Annotated in this window: 18 protein-coding genes; 6 read left to right on the top strand and 12 right to left on the bottom strand. The window is 67.2% G+C overall.

The features are described from left to right. Window positions 1-13: 13 nt before the first annotated feature. The gene (locus tag H8B02_RS02140; RefSeq protein ID WP_229164563.1) at window positions 14-892 is read left to right on the top strand and encodes a LysR family transcriptional regulator; all 879 of its coding nucleotides are present in this window, start codon (window positions 14-16) and stop codon (window positions 890-892) included. A 166-nt stretch (window positions 893-1,058) separates the two neighbouring features. Next, a complete protein-coding gene (locus H8B02_RS02135; protein ID WP_229164562.1) occupies window positions 1,059-1,733 on the top strand; it encodes a peroxiredoxin-like family protein in 675 nt (224 codons plus the stop codon). 54 nt (window positions 1,734-1,787) lie between these two features. Here H8B02_RS02135 and H8B02_RS02130 read toward each other — a convergent pair whose 3' ends face one another. After that, window positions 1,788-2,774: an AraC family transcriptional regulator gene (locus H8B02_RS02130; RefSeq protein WP_229164560.1), complete on the bottom strand. Its 987-nt coding sequence runs from the start codon at window positions 2,772-2,774 to the stop codon at window positions 1,788-1,790. Between the two features lie 130 nt (window positions 2,775-2,904). Here H8B02_RS02130 and H8B02_RS02125 point away from each other — a divergent pair, with 130 nt between their 5' ends. From H8B02_RS02125 to H8B02_RS02115, 3 genes are all read left to right on the top strand, one after another. Next, entirely contained in the window at window positions 2,905-3,441 is a 537-nt protein-coding gene (locus H8B02_RS02125) for a carboxymuconolactone decarboxylase family protein (RefSeq protein WP_229164559.1), read from the top strand. Window positions 3,442-3,477: 36 nt separating this feature from the next. Beyond that, window positions 3,478-3,984 carry a YkgB family protein gene (locus H8B02_RS02120; RefSeq protein ID WP_229164558.1) on the top strand — a complete coding sequence of 169 codons (507 nt, stop codon included), beginning with the start codon at window positions 3,478-3,480 and terminating at the stop codon, window positions 3,982-3,984. A gap of 353 nt (window positions 3,985-4,337) precedes the next feature. Then, window positions 4,338-4,532, top strand: a complete 195-nt coding sequence (locus tag H8B02_RS02115; protein ID WP_229164557.1) for a hypothetical protein — start codon at window positions 4,338-4,340, stop codon at window positions 4,530-4,532. Window positions 4,533-4,569: 37 nt separating this feature from the next. Here H8B02_RS02115 and cobF read toward each other — a convergent pair whose 3' ends face one another. Genes cobF through cbiE form a run of 6 tightly spaced genes read right to left on the bottom strand, consistent with a single transcriptional unit; the run spans window position 4,570 to window position 9,687 of the window. Then, window positions 4,570-5,319 carry a precorrin-6A synthase (deacetylating) gene (cobF, locus tag H8B02_RS02110; protein ID WP_229164555.1) on the bottom strand — a complete coding sequence of 250 codons (750 nt, stop codon included), beginning with the start codon at window positions 5,317-5,319 and terminating at the stop codon, window positions 4,570-4,572. Window positions 5,320-5,326: 7 nt separating this feature from the next. Beyond that, window positions 5,327-6,055, bottom strand: coding sequence for a uroporphyrinogen-III C-methyltransferase (cobA, locus tag H8B02_RS02105; RefSeq protein ID WP_229164553.1), 729 nt, complete (start codon window positions 6,053-6,055; stop codon window positions 5,327-5,329). After that, window positions 6,052-7,362 (bottom strand): cobyrinic acid a,c-diamide synthase CobB, encoded by a 1,311-nt coding sequence (locus tag H8B02_RS02100; protein WP_229164552.1) that lies wholly within the window; start codon window positions 7,360-7,362, stop codon window positions 6,052-6,054. The genes cobA and H8B02_RS02100 overlap by 4 nt, the downstream gene beginning before the upstream one ends. Further along, window positions 7,359-8,144 (bottom strand): precorrin-4 C(11)-methyltransferase, encoded by a 786-nt coding sequence (gene cobM / locus H8B02_RS02095; RefSeq protein ID WP_229164551.1) that lies wholly within the window; start codon window positions 8,142-8,144, stop codon window positions 7,359-7,361. Before cobM ends, H8B02_RS02100 begins: the two co-directional genes overlap by 4 nt. Further along, the gene (locus H8B02_RS02090) at window positions 8,141-8,509 is read right to left on the bottom strand and encodes a cobalamin biosynthesis protein (protein WP_229164550.1); all 369 of its coding nucleotides are present in this window, start codon (window positions 8,507-8,509) and stop codon (window positions 8,141-8,143) included. Before H8B02_RS02090 ends, cobM begins: the two co-directional genes overlap by 4 nt. Continuing rightward, window positions 8,506-9,687: a precorrin-6y C5,15-methyltransferase (decarboxylating) subunit CbiE gene (cbiE, locus tag H8B02_RS02085; RefSeq protein WP_229164549.1), complete on the bottom strand. Its 1,182-nt coding sequence runs from the start codon at window positions 9,685-9,687 to the stop codon at window positions 8,506-8,508. Before cbiE ends, H8B02_RS02090 begins: the two co-directional genes overlap by 4 nt. On the opposite strand from cbiE, the gene H8B02_RS02080 reads away from it, so the two are divergent. After that, the gene (locus H8B02_RS02080) at window positions 9,686-10,435 is read left to right on the top strand and encodes a cobalt-precorrin-6A reductase (protein ID WP_229164548.1); all 750 of its coding nucleotides are present in this window, start codon (window positions 9,686-9,688) and stop codon (window positions 10,433-10,435) included. The two genes, cbiE and H8B02_RS02080, sit on opposite strands and share 2 nt — an antisense overlap. Here the strand turns inward: H8B02_RS02080 and cobJ are convergent. From cobJ to cobN, 5 genes are all read right to left on the bottom strand, one after another. Then, the gene (gene cobJ, locus H8B02_RS02075) at window positions 10,411-11,145 is read right to left on the bottom strand and encodes a precorrin-3B C(17)-methyltransferase (RefSeq protein WP_229164547.1); all 735 of its coding nucleotides are present in this window, start codon (window positions 11,143-11,145) and stop codon (window positions 10,411-10,413) included. The genes H8B02_RS02080 and cobJ overlap by 25 nt on opposite strands. Continuing rightward, a complete protein-coding gene (locus H8B02_RS02070; protein WP_229164546.1) occupies window positions 11,145-11,873 on the bottom strand; it encodes a precorrin-2 C(20)-methyltransferase in 729 nt (242 codons plus the stop codon). The genes cobJ and H8B02_RS02070 overlap by 1 nt, the downstream gene beginning before the upstream one ends. A gap of 2 nt (window positions 11,874-11,875) precedes the next feature. Continuing rightward, window positions 11,876-12,505: a precorrin-8X methylmutase gene (locus tag H8B02_RS02065; protein ID WP_229164545.1), complete on the bottom strand. Its 630-nt coding sequence runs from the start codon at window positions 12,503-12,505 to the stop codon at window positions 11,876-11,878. After that, the gene (gene cobG / locus H8B02_RS02060; protein WP_229164543.1) at window positions 12,505-13,668 is read right to left on the bottom strand and encodes a precorrin-3B synthase; all 1,164 of its coding nucleotides are present in this window, start codon (window positions 13,666-13,668) and stop codon (window positions 12,505-12,507) included. Before cobG ends, H8B02_RS02065 begins: the two co-directional genes overlap by 1 nt. Further along, on the bottom strand, window positions 13,665-16,768 hold a 3,104-nt coding region (cobN, locus tag H8B02_RS02055), incomplete at its 5' end, for a cobaltochelatase subunit CobN (protein ID WP_229164541.1). The genes cobG and cobN, both read right to left, overlap by 4 nt.

Below are 16,768 nucleotides of genomic sequence, written 5' to 3'. Positions count from 1 at the left end.
GTGGAGAATAGCCATGGATCGTCTGGCGGCGATGGAGACGTTCGTGCGGGTGGTCGAGACCGGCTCGTTCTCCGGAGCGGCGCGACAACTCCGGGTCGGCCAGCCGGCTGTCTCGAAATCAGTCGCGCAGCTCGAGGAATTTCTCGGGGTCAAGCTGCTCACGCGTTCGACCCATGGCCTCACCCCGACCGAAGCGGGGCTCGGCTATCTCGAGCGCGCCAGGCGCGCGCTCGAAGAGGCGGCCGAGGCCGAGATCGCCGCGCGCGGCGCCGGAGCCGGCCTCAAGGGCCGATTGCGGATCTGCGCCGCCGTCACCTTCGCCCGGATTCATCTCATTCCGATGCTGCCGAAGTTTCTCGCGCAGCACCCGGAGCTGGAGCTTGAGGTCGTGCTCGACGACCGCCAGATCGATCTCGTGCAGGAAGGCATCGACGTCGCCCTGCGGATGGGCAAGATGACGGATTCGATGCTGACTGCCCGCCGTGTCGCGAGATGCAAGCGCCTCGTTCTGGGCACGCCGGCCTATTTCGACCGCGCCGGCACGCCTGCCACGCCGAGCGAATTGAGCCGGCACCAGGCCGTCGTTTATCTGCGCGAGGGCAGCGTGTGGTCCTTTCAGCGCGAGAGCACCGTACTGGCCGTCACGGTACGGAGCCGGTTGCGGGTCACCGCGGCCGAAGGCGTCCGGGCTGCGGTGCTCGCCGACGCCGGGCTCGCGATCGCCTCGGAATGGATGTTCACCCCCGAACTCAAGGCGCGCACGGTGCGCGCGGTCCTGCCAGAGTGGAGCCTCCCCGCGCACGATCTTTGGGCCGTGCTTCCGACCGGGCGCGCCGCGACCGCCAAGGCCCGCGCATTCGTGAACTTCTTCGAGCGCAGCTTCAATGCATGACGCGTCATCCGCCGGTTGAAGCGGTTCACGCTTATTCCGGACAGGAATAAGCGCTAGTCGAGCGACAGCGCTACCCCGCGCGGCCATCTCCGTTAGCTTCCTGGGTGTGAGTTCAACCGAACAGACGGCGCCGCCGTCCCTCACCCGGAAGCCCAAGGAGACCGCCATGTCGCTTCAAGCCAAGCTCGACGCTTTCAAAGCCGACTTCGGAGCCGGAAAGCCGCCCTACAGCGTTCCGCGCGCCTTCATCGAGACGATGCACCGTGCCACCGCAGAGCTTGTCGCGTCCGGTGCGGCGCAGCGCGCCAAGAAGGCGGGCGATGTGGCCCCGGCCTTCTCGCTCCGGGATCCCGACGGCAATATCGTCAACTCGGCCGACTTGCTGAAACGCGGCCCGCTGGTGCTCAGCTTCTACCGCGGCGTCTGGTGCCCGTATTGCAACATGGAGCTGCAGGCGCTCGAAGCCGCCAAGCCGGAATTCGACAAATACGGCGCTTCGCTGGTCGCGATCTCGCCGCAGACCGCGCCGAACAGCCGGAAGTCGGTGCGGCAGAACAAGCTCTCCTTCCCGATCCTGTCCGACGTCAAGGGTCAGATCGGCGACGCCTTCGGACTACGCTTCCATCTGCCCAACTATCTGGTCGAACTTTACAAGCAGCTGAAGAACGATCTGCCGACCTTCAACGACGATCCGAGCTGGACGTTGCCGATGCCGGCCCGCTACGTCATCGGACAGGACGGCGTGATCCTCTACTCGGAAGTGAACCCCGACTATACCCGCCGCCCGGAGCCCGAGGACATGATCGCAGTTCTCCAGCAGGCGGCCGCCGTGAAGGCATGACAGCGCGCGGTGCGGCCGGTGGCGATCGCCCATCGGCCGCTTGCCTGTCGTGGGTCAAACTGGTACGGCGCCTGGCGGGTCATCCGGTGCGGCGACACCCGTCACGGCATCCGGTTCGGAGGGTTGCGCCTTTCGCCACTGCGCCGGCGTCACGCCCATATGGCTCTTGAAGGCGCGCTGAAATGCGGCCTCGGACTGGTAGCCGACCATCTCCGCAACGGCGCCGGTCGACAGCGATGATCTCCTCAACTCGTTCGCCGCAAGCGTCATCCTGATATCGGTGAGCAGATCGCTGGCCGATCGCCCAAGCTTCTCCTGGAACTGCCGTGCAAGCGTGGCGCGCGACATGTTGCAGAGACGCGCAAGCTCCGGCAGCGACCATGCGCGCGCAGGCTGGTTGAACATGGCCGCCACCGCCGGCGCAAGACGGGGATCGCCGACCAGTGCAAGCAGACCGTGTGACCTGTCATCGGTCTCGCTCGCAAGCCGCAGCACAAGCGCAAACATCGCCGTGGACAACGCGTCCAGCATGGCGCGGCCGCCCAGACGATCGTCGGCCGTTTCGCTGCGCATCAGGGACACGAGCCCGGCGAGCTGTGCGGCCGTTCCCTTTCCCGTGCGCGGGCCGGCATGCACGACAAGACGCGGCGGAAGATAAGTGCGCAACAGACGGTCGTGCGGGGGCGCAATCGCGAAGTGTCCGCACAGCAGGTCGAGCCGTTCGTCCGAACCCAGGTTTTCGCTGATCGTGAAATTCTGTGCCGCCCGGTTGCGCGCCGGCAGCGGCGTCGCCCCGCTGCCGTCATACATCACGTGTCGCGGGTTGCCGGGCAGCAGGAGAATGTCGCCGGTCTTCAGCAGCAACGGCCGACCGCCTGCGGGATCGTCCAGGATCGCCGAGCCGGCAAGCACCGCATGATAGGGGATCTCGTTGGACGCGCCCGGCCCCTGGTCGATGCGCCAGGGCACGCTGTAGCTGCAGCGCAGGTCGAGCCGCCCGCGCACCGGCATCATCGCGAACAGCCCGCTGAGCCAGTCCATGGCAGTCCCCCAAAGCGACCGGATTGAGACGATTGAGCATATATATGAGCTAAACAGACATTCAATGTCTCACATCTCGATCCTATTGTCACTCCACAATCGTTCACCAACCCCAACAAGGAGTGCCACCATGTCCCGTCTCTCAGTCCCCAATCTCGAAACCGATACCGGCCCGTCGGGCCAGATCTACGCCCAGATCAAGAAGGCGGCCGGCAGCGTCCCGAACGCCTACGCGGCGATCGCCGCCCATGGCCCGGCCGCGCTCAAGTCGATGCTCGCCGCCGATGCGGTGCTCGCCAGCGGAAGCCTTTCCAAGCGCGATCGGGAGATCATCAAGCTCGTCATCAGCGCCGCCGGCGGCTGCGACTACTGTGTCGCCGCGCATTCCCATCTTGCCAGGCTCGCCGGCGTGAACGCGGACGTCCTCCAGCAGATCCGCGACGGCGCGCCGACCGGTGACGCCAAGCGCGATGCGCTGGTGCATTTCGTCCGTAAGCTCGCGCAGTCGAGCGGCACCGTCAGCGACGCGGATTTCGCCGCGATCAAGGCCGCCGGCTACAGCGACGCGCAGCTGGTCGAGATCAGCCTGGCGTTCGCGACCATCGTCTTCACCAACGTCTTCAACCGCATCAACGACACCGACATCGACTTCCCCGCGGTCGGCTAGAGCGACCGCGCGGTGTCACACGAAGGGATCACGACCATGACCACGCTTTCCAACACCACGCAAAGTCCACTTGTCCGCACGCTGTACAGGTCCGGCCTGCTCACTGAAGATCTCGACTACCATGTCGTCCGCGCCGCGATGGTGATCATGTTCCTGTTCTTCGGTTACCAGAAGTGGTTTCCGTACGAATTCGAACGGCTGGTCCCGTTCATCAGCAACGGGCCGCTGATCTGGTGGCTCTATCCAGCCTTCGGCCATGCCGGCGCCAGCTACTTCCTCGGCGCCTCGGAGTGGACGTTCGGCTCGCTGCTGCTGGCGGGCTTCTGGGACAAGCGCCTCGGCGTGCTCGGCGCCCTCGGCTCGACCGGCACCTTCATCGCGACCGTCACCATCATCCCGTTCATGCCTGATGGTTGGGACGTTGCCGCAGGAGGCTTCCCTGCAATGACCGGCAACGTGCCCTTCCTGATGAAGGACGTCGTTCTGCTCGCCGTGTCGCTCTACCTGCTGAGGCAGGACGTGGTTCGCCTGACGCGGCAATAGGTGGCGTCCGCTGATGGCGATGGATCGCCGGCGAACCCTGCGTTCGCCGGCGATCGCGCGTTGATCGGGGGTCGGGGGACCGCGGGCGTCGCGACATCGCAGCCATTGTTGCGGTGCGGGCGAAGTCGGATCCTGCTTCGACGTCACGCCATAAGCTGTTGCTGAGTTTGCGGAATGCGTTGCAGTTGCCGGTCCGTTCCTGTGCGGGATCGGACTGGCGACCCCGGATGTTCGATCTCGATCGCATCGGCGTTGCCATGCAGGAATGATCGGTCGCTCTCCCGGCCATGAACATAGCTCTGCCGTGCGGTCCGGGTTACAAGATACCGCCGGTGTTGTTCTGGGGTGAGTTGATGAAGAAGGACGACGTCACATGTCCGCGCTGCGGGGCTGGATTCCGGCGCCTTGAGCTGGCATCCGGATCAGGAAGCAAGGGCGAGTATCGCTGCCCGGTCTGCGAGACAACCCTCGAGCAGTTCGATGGCGACACGCTCGTGGCCTACCGCCTGACGATCCAACCCTCGATTCGCGGGCTGAAAACCGGATAGCCGCCCTGCTGCATGGAATGCCGACGCAATCCCTCGATCACGATCGCCGCTTGAGGACGTAGCTGTCCATGATCCAGCCGTGCCGCTCACGCGCATCCCGACGCGCGGCGACGATGCGAGGGCCCGCCTCGGCCAACTCCCCCGCCATGAGGATCTGATCGGGCATGCCGAGATAGGCGCCCCACCAGATCGTTAAGCCCTCCGGATCCAGCGTCTGGAAGGCGGCGCCGCCGTCGAGCATCACGACGATGGTGTCGACGCCGGAGGGCCAACCGGCCTCGCGGAGCCGCCGGCCGGTCGTGACCAGGAACGGCTCGCCGATCTCGTTGAGCGGCAGCGCATGCGCCGCGCACAGCGCCTGGATCGACGTGATGCCCGGGATCACCTCGATCGATGGCAACGGATCGAGCCGTTGCGCGATCCGCAGGCTCGAATCGTAGAGCGAGGGATCGCCCCAGATCAGCAGGGCGACGCGGCCCTCGCCGCCGAGATGGCGCGCGATTTCCTGTGACCAGGTCGCAGCGACCGCATCGTGCCAATCGTCGACGCCCTTGCGATAGTCCGCCTCGCCGGCGTCACGCATCGGCAGGTCGAATTCGGCAATGCGCGTGCGGTCGTTGTTCAACGCCTCCGCGCAGATCGTTCGGCGCAAGTCGGCGAGGTCCGACTTCGCGGTCCCCTTGCGTGGGATCAGGACCAGGTCGGCGGCATTGATGGCGGCGATCGCAGCAAGCGTGAGCTGCTGCGGATCGCCACAACCGATACCGATCAGGGAAAGCGTCAACATGGCCGTATCAACCTTGCTCCGGCGCCAGCGCACCGAACAGGATAACGGCAGCCGCGGTGGCAGCGCCTGCATGCGTGAGCCGCTCGGCGAGCTCTGCGATCGTGGTGCGGACAAGCCGCTCGTCGGCGTGACCGAGCGACTCCGCCAAGAGTGCAGGCGTCTCGGGGGCGAGGCCATGCGCGATCAGCCTTGCGGCCAAGGCCGGAAAGGTGCGCCGGCCCATATAGACGACGGTGGTCGCTTCCGGATCGGCCAGCGCCGCCCAGTTCAAATCCGCGGGCAACTCGCCCGTGACATCGGCACCGGTCACGAATTGGACCCGGCGCGAGGTCAGCCGCCGCGTCAGCGGAATGCCCGCCTGCGCCGCGGCGACCGAGGCCGAGGTCACGCCGGGAATGATCTCGTAGCCGATGCCGGCCGCGCGCAATGCCGCGATCTCCTCCTCGAGCCGTCCAAAGATGCCGGCGTCACCGGATTTCAGCCGCACCACGCGCACGCCGGCCGCTGCGTAGTCGACCAGCAGCCGGCTGACGTGATGCTGCTTCGCCGAGAGGCGGCCGGCGCGTTTGCCGACCGCGACGAGATTGGCGCCGGAACGCGCGAGATCGAGGATCGCGCCCGAGGCGAGGTCATCATAGAGCACCACGTCGGCCTCGCGCAGCCGCGCGGCTCCCTTCATGGTCAGGAGCTCGGGATCGCCGGGGCCGGCCGACACGAAGGAAACGAATCCGCTCACCGGTCCTCCGCGATCAGATGGAAGAATGTACCCGTTGCATTGCCCCGCCGCGATCCGGTCTCGGCAACGATCGCGCCGGTCGCATCGCGCACCACCGCGATCGGCGTATCCGGCTGCGCGACGATCGTCGAATAGTGAAATTCGTGGCCGCGCAGACGCGCGCCCGGACCGTGCCCCGGCATCGCAGCGACCAGCTCGGCGAGCCGGTAGCCGAGATGCATGCGGCGCTTGGCATAGCTGGTCTCAAGGCCGAGCAAGCCCGCCATCGGGTGGCGCACGCCTTCGGCATCGGTCAACGCGGCGCCCAGCACCATGTAGCCCCCGCACTCGCCGTGCACCGGCTTCGTCTCCGCAAAGGCACGCAACTGCCCAAGAAACCGCTTGTTGGAGGCAAGCCGGGCGGCATGCAGTTCGGGATAGCCACCGGGCAGCCAGCACACATCGGAGTCCGCGTCGGGAGCTTCGTCGGCAAGCGGCGAGAACGTCACGATCTCGGCGCCGGCCGCGCGCCAGGCTTCCAGCATGTGCGGGTAGACAAAGGAGAATGCGGCGTCGCGCGCGAGCGCAATGCGCTGGCCCGGCGGCGTGATGTCGAGGCTGCGCACGGCCGATTGCGGCGACCAGGCGCGCGCCGATTGCATCACGGCGTCGAGATCGACATGCTCGACGACGAAGCGTGCGGCTTCGTCGATCAGGCCGTCGATCTCCGCCTGCTCTTCGGCCTGCACCAGGCCGAGATGCCGCTTCGGCAAGGCGATCTCGGCGTGGCGGGGCAGCGCACCCAACACCGGAATGCCCGCGCCCGCCATCGCGCTGCGCACCAGCGCTTCGTGCCGCGCGCTGGCGACGCGGTTGAGCACGACACCCGCAAACCGCACGCCGGCGCGAAAATCGCGCAATCCCGCTGCGACCGCCGCCGCCGTCTGTGCCTGGCCGGAGGGATCGATCACCAGCAGCACCGGCCATCCCATCATCTCGGCAATGTCGGCGGTGGCGCCGGTACCCGAAACGCCGTGCATCGCGACGCCGTCAAACAGTCCCATCGAGCCTTCGGCCAACACAAGATCGGCGTCCGCGCCGCGGTTTGCCAGATGCGCGATCGCATCGCGCGACATCGCCCAGCTGTCGATGTTGACGGATGCGCGTCCCGTCGCGACCGCATGAAAGGCGGGATCGATATAATCCGGCCCGCTCTTGAGGCATTGCACCCTCAGCCCGCGATTGCGATAGGCGCGCGCCAGCGCCAGGGTCAGCGTCGTCTTGCCCACGCCCGATGCCGGTGCCGAGATCACGAGCCCCGCGGTCATTGCGATGATTCCGGAAAGCGCGGCTCCGCTCCGACCGGGCGATAGCGGCGGTCATAATCGGCCGCATAGAGCCGGCTCTCGGCGAATTCGCCGGCGCCGAGCGTCTTGCCGACCAGGATGAGCGCGGTGCGTTCGAGCTCGGGGCCAACCGCGGCATCGAGCGTTGCGAGCGTCGCGCGCACGATGCGCTGCTCCGGCCAGCTCGCGCGCCAGACGATCGCCACCGGACAATCTGCGCCATAGTGCGGCGTGAGCTCGGCGACGACCTTGTCGAGCAGATGGATCGAGAGATGGATCGCGAGCACCGCACCGGTCGCGGCAAAGGCCGCAAGCGTCTCGCCATCAGGCATCGCGCTCGCCCTGCCCGGCGTGCGCGTCAGCACCACCGATTGCGCAAGGCCAGGCAGCGTCAGCTCGGCCTCCAGTGCCGCCGCGGCCGCCGAGAAAGCCGGCACGCCGGGTGTGACCGAATAGGGAATTTGCAACGCGCGCAACCGGCGCAGCTGTTCCCCCATCGCCGACCAGATCGAGAGATCGCCCGAATGCAGCCGCGCGACGTCCTTGCCTTCGGCATGCGCCGCAGCGATCTCGGCGACGATCTCGTCGAGCGAGAGCGGCGCCGTGTTGACGATGCGCGCATCCTTCGGGCAATGCGCCAACACGCCCTCCGGGACCAACGATCCGGCATAAAGACAGACCGGGCAAGAGGCGATGAGATCGCGGCCCCGCAGGGTCAAGAGATCGGCGGCGCCTGGCCCCGCGCCGATGAAATGCACCGTCATTCACCGTCTCCTTCTGCGATCGCCGCAGTGGCCGTCCGATCCTGCGACACGGCCCTGACCGAAATCAGGCGCGCGCCGCGCCCAGCGGCTGCGATCGCGGCTGCTTCGGCGACCGAACCCGTCCCGAACCTGGCTTTAGCAAATTCGGATTGCGTCGCGGTTTGTATCTCAGCCAATACTTCGGCGGGAATGCCCCGGATCGGCAACCCCAGCTCCTGTGCCAGTGCTCGCAATGCCATCGCACCAGCCTTGTCACTCACTGTCGCAACCGCCGCAAGGCCTTCTGAACCACCGGCCGCGTCGAGCGCGTCGCGCAACGACGCGACACTGGCATTGATCCTGAACCCCAGACCCGCGACCTTCAACGGACTGCGCTCCATTGCACGATCGGCCGCGCGGCTTTCCAGGAGCGGTACCGGCCCAGGGGCTGGGCCCGCGCGATCTCCACTCGCATCAGTTCGCCGCCGTGGCGCTGATGCAGATCGGAAAGCAGCGCCTCGGTTTCCAGGGTCACCGCAAGCGCAACTAGTCTCGTTCCCGATGAAATGCGCGACCAGATCGCATCGAACATATCAGCATCGAGGCCGCCACCGATGAACACGGCATCGGGCGCCCCAAGGTCCGACAAAATGCCGGGCGCCTCGCCCTCGATGACGGTGATCCGGTGGGTCAAGCCGAAGCTTGCCGCATTGCTGCGGATGTTGGCGGCCCGTTCGCCACGGGCCTCGACGGCGATCGCCGTCCCACCGCAGAGCGCCCATTCGATCGAGATCGATCCTGAGCCGGCGCCGATGTCCCACAATCGCTCGCCGGGCCGCGGCGAAAGCGCCGACAGCGCAAGCGCGCGGACCGGCCGTTTCGTCAGTTGCCCGTCATGCACGAAGAGTGCGTCGGAAAGACCCGAGCTGCGCGCGATCCCCTGCGTTCCCGCGGCCTCCAGCGCAACAGCGACCAGACTGTCGCTTGAATCGCCGGCATAGCTGTCAGCGCGATGCTGCGTGATGGACTCACGCGGTCCGCCAAGTGCGGAAAGCGTCCACACCGCCGACAACCCCCAGCCATGGTCCGTCAGCCATTGCGAGAGATCGAAAGCCGCGCTGCCGTCGCGTACCAGGCAAATGATCCGTGCACCACGCGCCAGATGCGGCAACAGCCGTTCGAAGGGTGCGGCATGAAGACCGAGACAGATGACATTCTCGAGACGCCAGCCCAAACGTGCCGCCGCCAGCGAGAACGTCGACGGAGCAGAATGCGCGACCCATTCGCCGACCTGCAATTTCCCGACAAGGCTTCCGCCGACGCCATGCCAGAACGGATCGCCCGAGGCGAGCACAACAGTGGGTCGCCCGCGGCATTCAAGCACGATCTCCGCATCGAACGGCACCGGCCAAGCGCGGCCGTGCTCGGTGATTCCGGCCAGCGCCAGATGCCTTTCGCCGCCGAACACCGTTTCGGCTTCACCAAGCGCCTTTCGGCTTGCGTCGGAGAGGCCGGCAAGGCCATCTTCGCCGATGCCGATGATGGTCAACCAGGGATTACCCATGATGCGCGCCCTGATCCTGGGCGGAACGGCCGACGCCAATTTGCTTGCCGCTGCGATGGCCCGCGCGGGGATCAACGCGGTTTATTCCTATGGCGGACGCACCGCCGCTCCCGCCGAACAACCTCTGCCGACCCGGATCGGCGGCTTCGGCGGCGTCAACAGTCTTGCCGACTATCTCTGTCGCAAAGGCATCACGCATGTGATCGACGCGACGCATCCCTTTGCGGCCGAGATCAGCCGCAACGCGGTCGCCGCCTGCGCGCAAACCGCAACGCCGCTGCTCGCGCTCGAACGCGTGCCCTGGGACAAGACATCCGGCGATCGCTGGATCGAGGTCGCGGATGTCGTCTCGGCGGTCGCGGCGCTGCCGGACAGCCCCGCCAACGTGTTCCTCGCGATCGGCCGCCAGCACATCGCGCCCTTCGGTGGCCGTCCGCAGCATGCCTATACGTTGCGTTTCGTCGACCCACCCGAAGGGGCGCTGCCATTGCCTCGTGCCGACGTCATCGTCTCGCGCGGGCCATTCACGCTCGACAACGAGCTGGAGATGATGCGTGCGCGCTCTATCGCGTGGATCGTCGCCCGCAATTCCGGCGGAGGTGGCGCGCGCGCCAAGATCGACGCCGCCCGCACGCTTGGCCTTCCGGTTATCATGATCACGCGGCCGCCGCTGCCCGAGAGGCCGCGGGTGGAGCGCGTGAGCGAGGTGATGGCATGGCTCGGTCATCGGACCTGCCTCGGGGCATAGACCCAGCGGCCGACCCGTCGCGTCGTCGAATTGCAGACGATCACAAGCGTCCGCATGTCGGCCATCTCGGGCTTGGCGTCGCGCAATTCGACTGTCTCAATGCGCTGCTCGGGTGTGCTGACGGCGCGGGCGAACACCACGATGCGCTCGCCGCAGCCCGCCTCTTTCAAAATCTCGAGCGTCCGCGCAAAGCCATCAGCGCGGCTGGCCGAGCGCGGATTGTACATCGCGATCGCGAAATCGGCCTCGGCCGCGAGCCGCAGGCGCTGCTCGATCAGCGGCCAGGGCTTGAGATTGTCGGAGAGATTGATCGCGCAAAAATCATGTCCGAGCGGCGCGCCGGCACTGGCGGCCGCCGCCAGCATCGCCGTCACGCCAGGTAGAACGCGGATCGGCAGGTCGTGCCATTGCGGTGCGTCCTCGAGCGCTTCGAACACGGCGGATGCCATCGCGAAGACCCCGGGGTCACCCGAGGACACCACGACGACCTGCCGCCCTTCGGATGCAAGCCGCAGTGCCTCACCGGCGCGCTGTAGCTCCACGCGATTGTCCGAGGGATGCAGCGTCAACCCGGCGCGCGGCGGCACGCGCGTCACGTATGGCGCATAGCCGACGATGTCGGTCGCTATTGCGAGCGCAGCGGAGACCTCCGGCGTGATCAGCGCCTCGTCGCCCGGCCCCAGTCCCGCGATGGTCAGCGTGCCGGTCATTACGCCCCCCCCCTGCGCCGGCCCTGCCCGTGCACCAGCACGATCGCAAAATACGGACAGTCGGCCTCAGCGAGATCGGCGAGCCGGGCGACGCGCTGATCCGGCATGGTGCCGCGCTCGACGAGCCACGCATCGTCGAGACGCCCCGCGGCCGCGAGCGCGCGGCGGATCTTCGCCAGATTGCGGCCGGTCTTCATGACAACGAGCGCGTCGGAGCTGCGCATCCGCTGCTCGAGTTCCGCCTCAGGCAGCGTGCCCATCAGCACAGTCGTGACATCGTCTGCAAGCGCGATCGGCTCGCCGACCGCATTCCAGCAACCGACCATACCGGGAATGCCGGCGATCACCTCGATCTCGACCCGTCCCTGCAGGCGCGCATGCAGATGCATGAACGAGCCGTAGAAGTAGGGGTCGCCCTCGCAGAGCACGACGACGTCGATCGCGCGCGCAAGCCGCGCCAAGCGCTCGGCCCATTCGTCATAGAAGCCCGCGAGCAGCCGCGCATAGTCCGGACTGTCGAAAGCAATCTCCGTGGTGACCGGATACTCCATTGGATATTCGCTGACGTCGGCGGCGAGCAATCCGTCCACAATGCGCCGCGCCTGTCCGAGCTGCCCCTTCTTGCGAAAATAGGCGACATGCCGCGCGGCGCGCACCGTCCGGTCGGCACGCACGCTCATCAGGTCCGGATCGCCTGGGCCAAGCCCGCAGCAAATGATGCGTTCCATCGCTATTCGCTCCGGCTCGCCAGCGCATTGACAGCAGCAACCGTGATCGCCGATCCGCCGAGACGTCCCTCGACCGTCAGCGCTGGCACGGGCGGCGCTGCCATCAATGCCGCCTTCGACTCGGCGGCACCGACAAAGCCGACCGGACAGCCGATGATCGCCGCCGGCCTCGGGCAATCAGAATTTTCCAGCATGTTGAGCAGATGGAACAGCGCCGTCGGCGCGTTGCCGATCGCGACGATGGCGCCGGCCAGATGCGGCCGCCACAGTTCGAGGGCCGCCGCGGAGCGCGTGTTGTGCATCGATTGCGCGAGTTCGGGAACCTTAGGATCACCGAGCGTGCAGATGACGGCGTTGCCGGCCGGCAGCCGCGCGCGCGTGATGCCCTCCGACACCATGCGTGCGTCGCAGAGGATCGGCGCGCCGTTCTGCAGGGCTGTCCGTGCGCTTGCGGCCATACCCGGCGTGAAGCGGACAAACGCTTCCAGGCCCACCATGCCCGCGGCATGGATCATGCGCACGACCACCGGCTCCTCGTCGGGCGTGAAACGGGCAAGGTCGCCCTCCGACCGGATCGTCGCAAAGGACTGGCGATAGATCGCCGCGCCATCGGTCTCATAGATGTGCGGCATCAATGGCCTCTCATCAGCACAGAGGGATTCGCGACGAGGTCCGAACGGGTCAGCCCTCGCAGGACCGGCACACCTCGCGTCGTGCCGCGGCGGATCAGATCAAAGCCCTCGCGTGACGCAACCAGGGTGACGTCAGCCGAACCGGAATGGGCACAGCCCTTGGCGCAGCCGGACACGTGAAGCCGGGCATCCGCCGGGACAAACGATGCCAGCGCCGATGCCAATGCACGCGTGTCGGCATGCGCCTCACGACAGCGCGGTGCGCCACTGCAAGCGATCACGCGGAGCGCCGGATCATTGGGATCAGTGACGAGATCCGCGTCACGGGGCATCTCATGCATCGCCTCCGCCAGCACCATCCGCCACGGCGTCACACGGAGAGCCTGCGCGCGCTCGGCGAGATGGCTGAGCGTCTGCTGCGGCATTTGCCCGAAGGCCAGGCCGACCATCGCGCCAGTCGAATAGAGGCCGGGCACAGGGTCCGCCGATCGGGCCACGGGCTCGGCGTCGCCGCGAAGCGACTGCGGCAAGCTCGCGCCGCCGGCCAGATGAGCCGCCATCCGCCGCTTCTCACCCTTGGCTCCGCCAGAGGCGACGAACCACTCAGCCAGCGCCAGCGCGACCTGCACGGCCTCGCTCCGCGCGACAGAAAGCCCGAATTGTGCGCCATCGGCACGCACCAGCAGTCCGCCATTGCGATCGCGCTCGATCCTGATATCCGCCGACGCGCCGCCCAGCACCCGCTCGCTGCCATCATCGATCGCGAAACCGAACTTGGTCGGAAGATCGAGCCGCGCGCTGGCGAGCGCCTGCTCAAGTTCGGCCGCAAGCGAGCGCGTCTCGTCACCGGCAGTCCAGAATGGCGTCACCAGGACGTTGCGCTGCGCCTCGGTATCTGAATCCGCGTCCAGCAACCCGAGCCCGGCGAGCCCATCGATCAAGGCCGGATAACCTTCATCGCTGACGCCGCGGATCTGGAGATTGGCGCGGCTGGTCAGATCGGTCAGGCCGTTGCCGTATCGCGCAGCGAGCTCAGCAATTCCCGTCGCCTGCGACGCGTCCAGCCGCCCGCCGCGCGGGCGAATGCGCACCACGAGGCCATCGCCTGATAGCATCGGCCGCAGCGCGCCCGGACACCAGCCCTTGATCGCGACCGCGCTCATGAGGCCTCCTGCAGCGCCGCCGCAATCGAATTGCGCCGCGTCTGCCAGAGCGACGCGTCGTGCAGCCGGGTGAAGCAGGTTTCGATCGCAGCCAGCGCCGCCGGATTCTCGCGCGCCATGAAGCCACGAACGTCGTCATTGCCGAGCGTCGCGTCGTAATAGAGATCGAATAGATGCGGCGGCACCGCACCTGCGAGATGCGCGAACGCCGCCATGTGCTCTAGCGTCGCCGATATCTCGGCGGCGCCGCGGAAGCCGTGGCGCATCATGCCCGCGATCCATGCAGGATTGGCGGCGCGCGCCCGCACCACGCGCGAGATTTCCTCGGTCAACGAGCGGGCGTGCGGCTGATCCGGCCGCGTCGCATCAAGGTGATAGAGCGACGGGACTTTTGCGCCGAGCCGCCGCGCCGCGGCGGCGATGCCGGCCTCATGCGCTGCATAGTCCGCCGCCAGCAAGAGATCGGTCTCCGGCAAGTCCTGGGTGTGGACGAAGCTGTCGGCAGCAGCGAGCCGTGCCTCGATGCCGGCGCGGTCAGGCCTGATCTCGCCATCAGATGCAGTGGCCCAGGACGATGCCGACAGCCAGGCTTCGCCGGCCGCCTCGCGCGCCTCCTCCGTGAAGACATCCGGGACAGCCGCGATGCCGGCGCCATAGTGCCCGGGGCGAGGCCCGAACACGCGCGAGATGCGCTGCCGGTAAGGATTCTCATCGCTCTCCTCGCTGCGTTCGGACAACGCCTCGGTCGCCGCTTCGAACAACTGCGCAAGCCCCGAGAAGACGTCGCGGAACAGCCCAGACACGCGCAGCGTCACGTCGATGCGCGGACGGCCGAGCTCCGCCGGCGCGATGATGTCGTAGCCCGACACCCTGCCCGATCCATGATCCCAGCGCGGCGCGATCCCGGCGAGATGCAGCGCCATCGCAAAATCCTCGCCGGCGGTGCGCATCGTCGACGATCCCCAGAGATCGACGACCAGCCCTTTCGGCCAGTCGCCGTGATCCTGCAAGTGACGGCGCAGCAGCTCCTCGGCGAGCTTCACGCCCTGCGCATGCGCCGACGGCGTCGGCACCGCGCGCGGATCGACTGCAAACAGATTGCGTCCGGTCGGCAGCACGTCGCTTCGCCCGCGATAGGGCGAGCCCGACGGTCCCGGCGCAACACGCCGTCCCGCGAGCGCATCGCGCAACGCTGCCCTCTCCGCCTCGCCGCAAGCACCTTGCCCGAACACATGCAGGCCGTCGCCGAACTGGCTTTCCTTGAGATCGCAGACGAAGCGATCGATCTGCGGAATGGCTTCGGCCGCCGAGACCGACGCCGCGAGACCGAGATCGTCCTCCAGCCCGGCGATGCGCGCTTCTTCGCGGATCGCAGCGATCAGGCGCTGCCGCCGCGCCGGATCGAGGCCGTCCGCAGTCGAATATTCATCGAGCAACCGCTCGAGCCTGCGCAAGCCCTCCGGCACCGCCGCCTGCGCCAGCGGTGGCGGCAGATGGCCGATCGTCACGGCACCGATCCGGCGCTTGGCCTGCGCGGCCTCGCCGGGGTCATTGACGATGAAGGGATAGACAATCGGCAGATCGCCGATCAGCGCTTCCGGCCAGCATGCGGATGACAGTGCAACCGACTTGCCGGGCAGCCATTCCAGCGTTCCATGCGCGCCCATATGGACGACGGCATCGATGTCCTGCTGCCTGAGCCACAGGTAGAACGCGACATAGGCATGGCGCGGCGTGCGTGAGAGATCGTGATAATCGGCATCGCGCTGACCGACCTCACCGCGTTCCGGCTGAACCGCGATGATCGACTTGCCGCACCGGATCGCCGCGAAATGAAACGCGCCGTCGCGGCAATCGGGATCATCCTCCGGCGCGCCCCATGCGCGCGCAAGATCGTCCTGGAGCAGCTCGGGAAGGCTGGAGACCGCTGCGCGATATTCAGCCACGTCCCATGTCAGCTTCCGGTGCAGCAGCACGCCACCTAGCGACTGCACCGGCTCAAGATCAAAGCCCGCAGCCGCGAGATCGGCCAGCAACGTCTCCACCGAAGCCAGCGCATCGAGGCCAACGGCGTGCGCGATCTGGTGCGGGCGGCCGGGATAGTTCGAGAGCACGACCGCAAGCTGCTTGTCTCCGGCGGGCTTGCCGGCAAGCCGATGCCAGGCTGTCACGCGCGCGGCGACCGCTGCGACGCGCTCGGCATCCGGCCGATGCGCAAGATGCGCGAACTGCAGATCGGGATCGCGCTCGCCTGGCGACTTGAAACTCACGACGCCCGTGAACACGCGACCGTCGACCTCCGGCAACACCACATGCATCGCGAGATCGCCGGGCGACAGACCGCGCAGCGACAAGGCCCAATCCTCGCGCCGCGCCGTGGACAGAGCGACCTGGAACACCGGACATGAAGCAGCGTCGAACGGCGTCGTGCCGTCATCACCCGCCGCGGAGAACGCGGTCACATTGACGATGGCGGCCGGCGAGCATTGCGCGAACTGAGCGCGCAGCCAATCGGCCACGCCCGCCGCCTTCAACGAGATGACGAACACGCCGTGGGCGTCAAATCCCCGTTCGCGCAACGCATCGATCAGCGCATCGACCGGCGCGGTGTCGCCGGCCGCCAGATAGGAGCGATAGAAGGTCACGAGCACAAGCGGCCGGCCATCCGATGCCGGCAGCGCCGCGACGGCGCCGCGCCGCGTATCGTAGACGCCGATCTCGGGAAGATCGATCTCACCGACGACCGGTCCGGCATAAAGGCCGGACGCCAGCGCCAGTTGCGCGATCACGGCCTGCGCGGCAACGGGGCCGCCCTTGTCGCATAGCACCTTCAGGCGGCGCAACGTCGAGACCGGCAAGGTCGAGAATTCATCCAGCCGCAAATCGTCGCGGCCATCCGCCGGCAGCACCACCAGCGCAATTCCGCGTTCCTTCGCAAGACGATGCACCGCGGCCAGCCCGTATGACCAATAGGGTTCGCCGCCGATCAGCCGCACCAGGATGCCGCGCGCATGCGACAGCGTCCGCTCGATATAGGTATCGACCGACAACGGATGGCGCAACTCCGCGAGGTTGGCGAGCCGCAGCGACGGCAGCGCGG

Origin of the sequence: Bradyrhizobium altum, assembly GCF_020889705.1 — a bacterium.
GTDB classification, from domain to species: domain Bacteria; phylum Pseudomonadota; class Alphaproteobacteria; order Rhizobiales; family Xanthobacteraceae; genus Bradyrhizobium; species Bradyrhizobium altum.
Note: the sequence above shows the minus strand (reverse complement) of the source record. Positions and strands in the feature narration are given on the sequence as shown.

What these genes read in the sequence shown, in the direction of transcription:
- H8B02_RS02130 (WP_229164560.1), bottom strand. Translation starts at nt 2,774, where the DNA reads ATGGACTGGCTCAGCGGGCTGTTCGCGATGATGCCGGTGCGCGGGCGG.
- cbiE (WP_229164549.1), bottom strand. Translation starts at nt 9,687, where the DNA reads ATGGGTAATCCCTGGTTGACCATCATCGGCATCGGCGAAGATGGCCTT.
- H8B02_RS02065 (WP_229164545.1), bottom strand. Translation starts at nt 12,505, where the DNA reads ATGCCGCACATCTATGAGACCGATGGCGCGGCGATCTATCGCCAGTCC.
- cobG (WP_229164543.1), bottom strand. Translation starts at nt 13,668, where the DNA reads ATGAGCGCGGTCGCGATCAAGGGCTGGTGTCCGGGCGCGCTGCGGCCG.
- H8B02_RS02080 (WP_229164548.1), top strand. Translation starts at nt 9,686, where the DNA reads ATGATGCGCGCCCTGATCCTGGGCGGAACGGCCGACGCCAATTTGCTT.
- cobF (WP_229164555.1), bottom strand. Translation starts at nt 5,319, where the DNA reads ATGTTGACGCTTTCCCTGATCGGTATCGGTTGTGGCGATCCGCAGCAG.
- cobM (WP_229164551.1), bottom strand. Translation starts at nt 8,144, where the DNA reads ATGACGGTGCATTTCATCGGCGCGGGGCCAGGCGCCGCCGATCTCTTG.
- H8B02_RS02125 (WP_229164559.1), top strand. Translation starts at nt 2,905, where the DNA reads ATGTCCCGTCTCTCAGTCCCCAATCTCGAAACCGATACCGGCCCGTCG.
- H8B02_RS02120 (WP_229164558.1), top strand. Translation starts at nt 3,478, where the DNA reads ATGACCACGCTTTCCAACACCACGCAAAGTCCACTTGTCCGCACGCTG.
- H8B02_RS02115 (WP_229164557.1), top strand. Translation starts at nt 4,338, where the DNA reads ATGAAGAAGGACGACGTCACATGTCCGCGCTGCGGGGCTGGATTCCGG.
- H8B02_RS02100 (WP_229164552.1), bottom strand. Translation starts at nt 7,362, where the DNA reads ATGACCGCGGGGCTCGTGATCTCGGCACCGGCATCGGGCGTGGGCAAG.
- H8B02_RS02140 (WP_229164563.1), top strand. Translation starts at nt 14, where the DNA reads ATGGATCGTCTGGCGGCGATGGAGACGTTCGTGCGGGTGGTCGAGACC.
- H8B02_RS02070 (WP_229164546.1), bottom strand. Translation starts at nt 11,873, where the DNA reads ATGGAACGCATCATTTGCTGCGGGCTTGGCCCAGGCGATCCGGACCTG.
- H8B02_RS02135 (WP_229164562.1), top strand. Translation starts at nt 1,059, where the DNA reads ATGTCGCTTCAAGCCAAGCTCGACGCTTTCAAAGCCGACTTCGGAGCC.
- cobJ (WP_229164547.1), bottom strand. Translation starts at nt 11,145, where the DNA reads ATGACCGGCACGCTGACCATCGCGGGACTGGGGCCGGGCGACGAGGCG.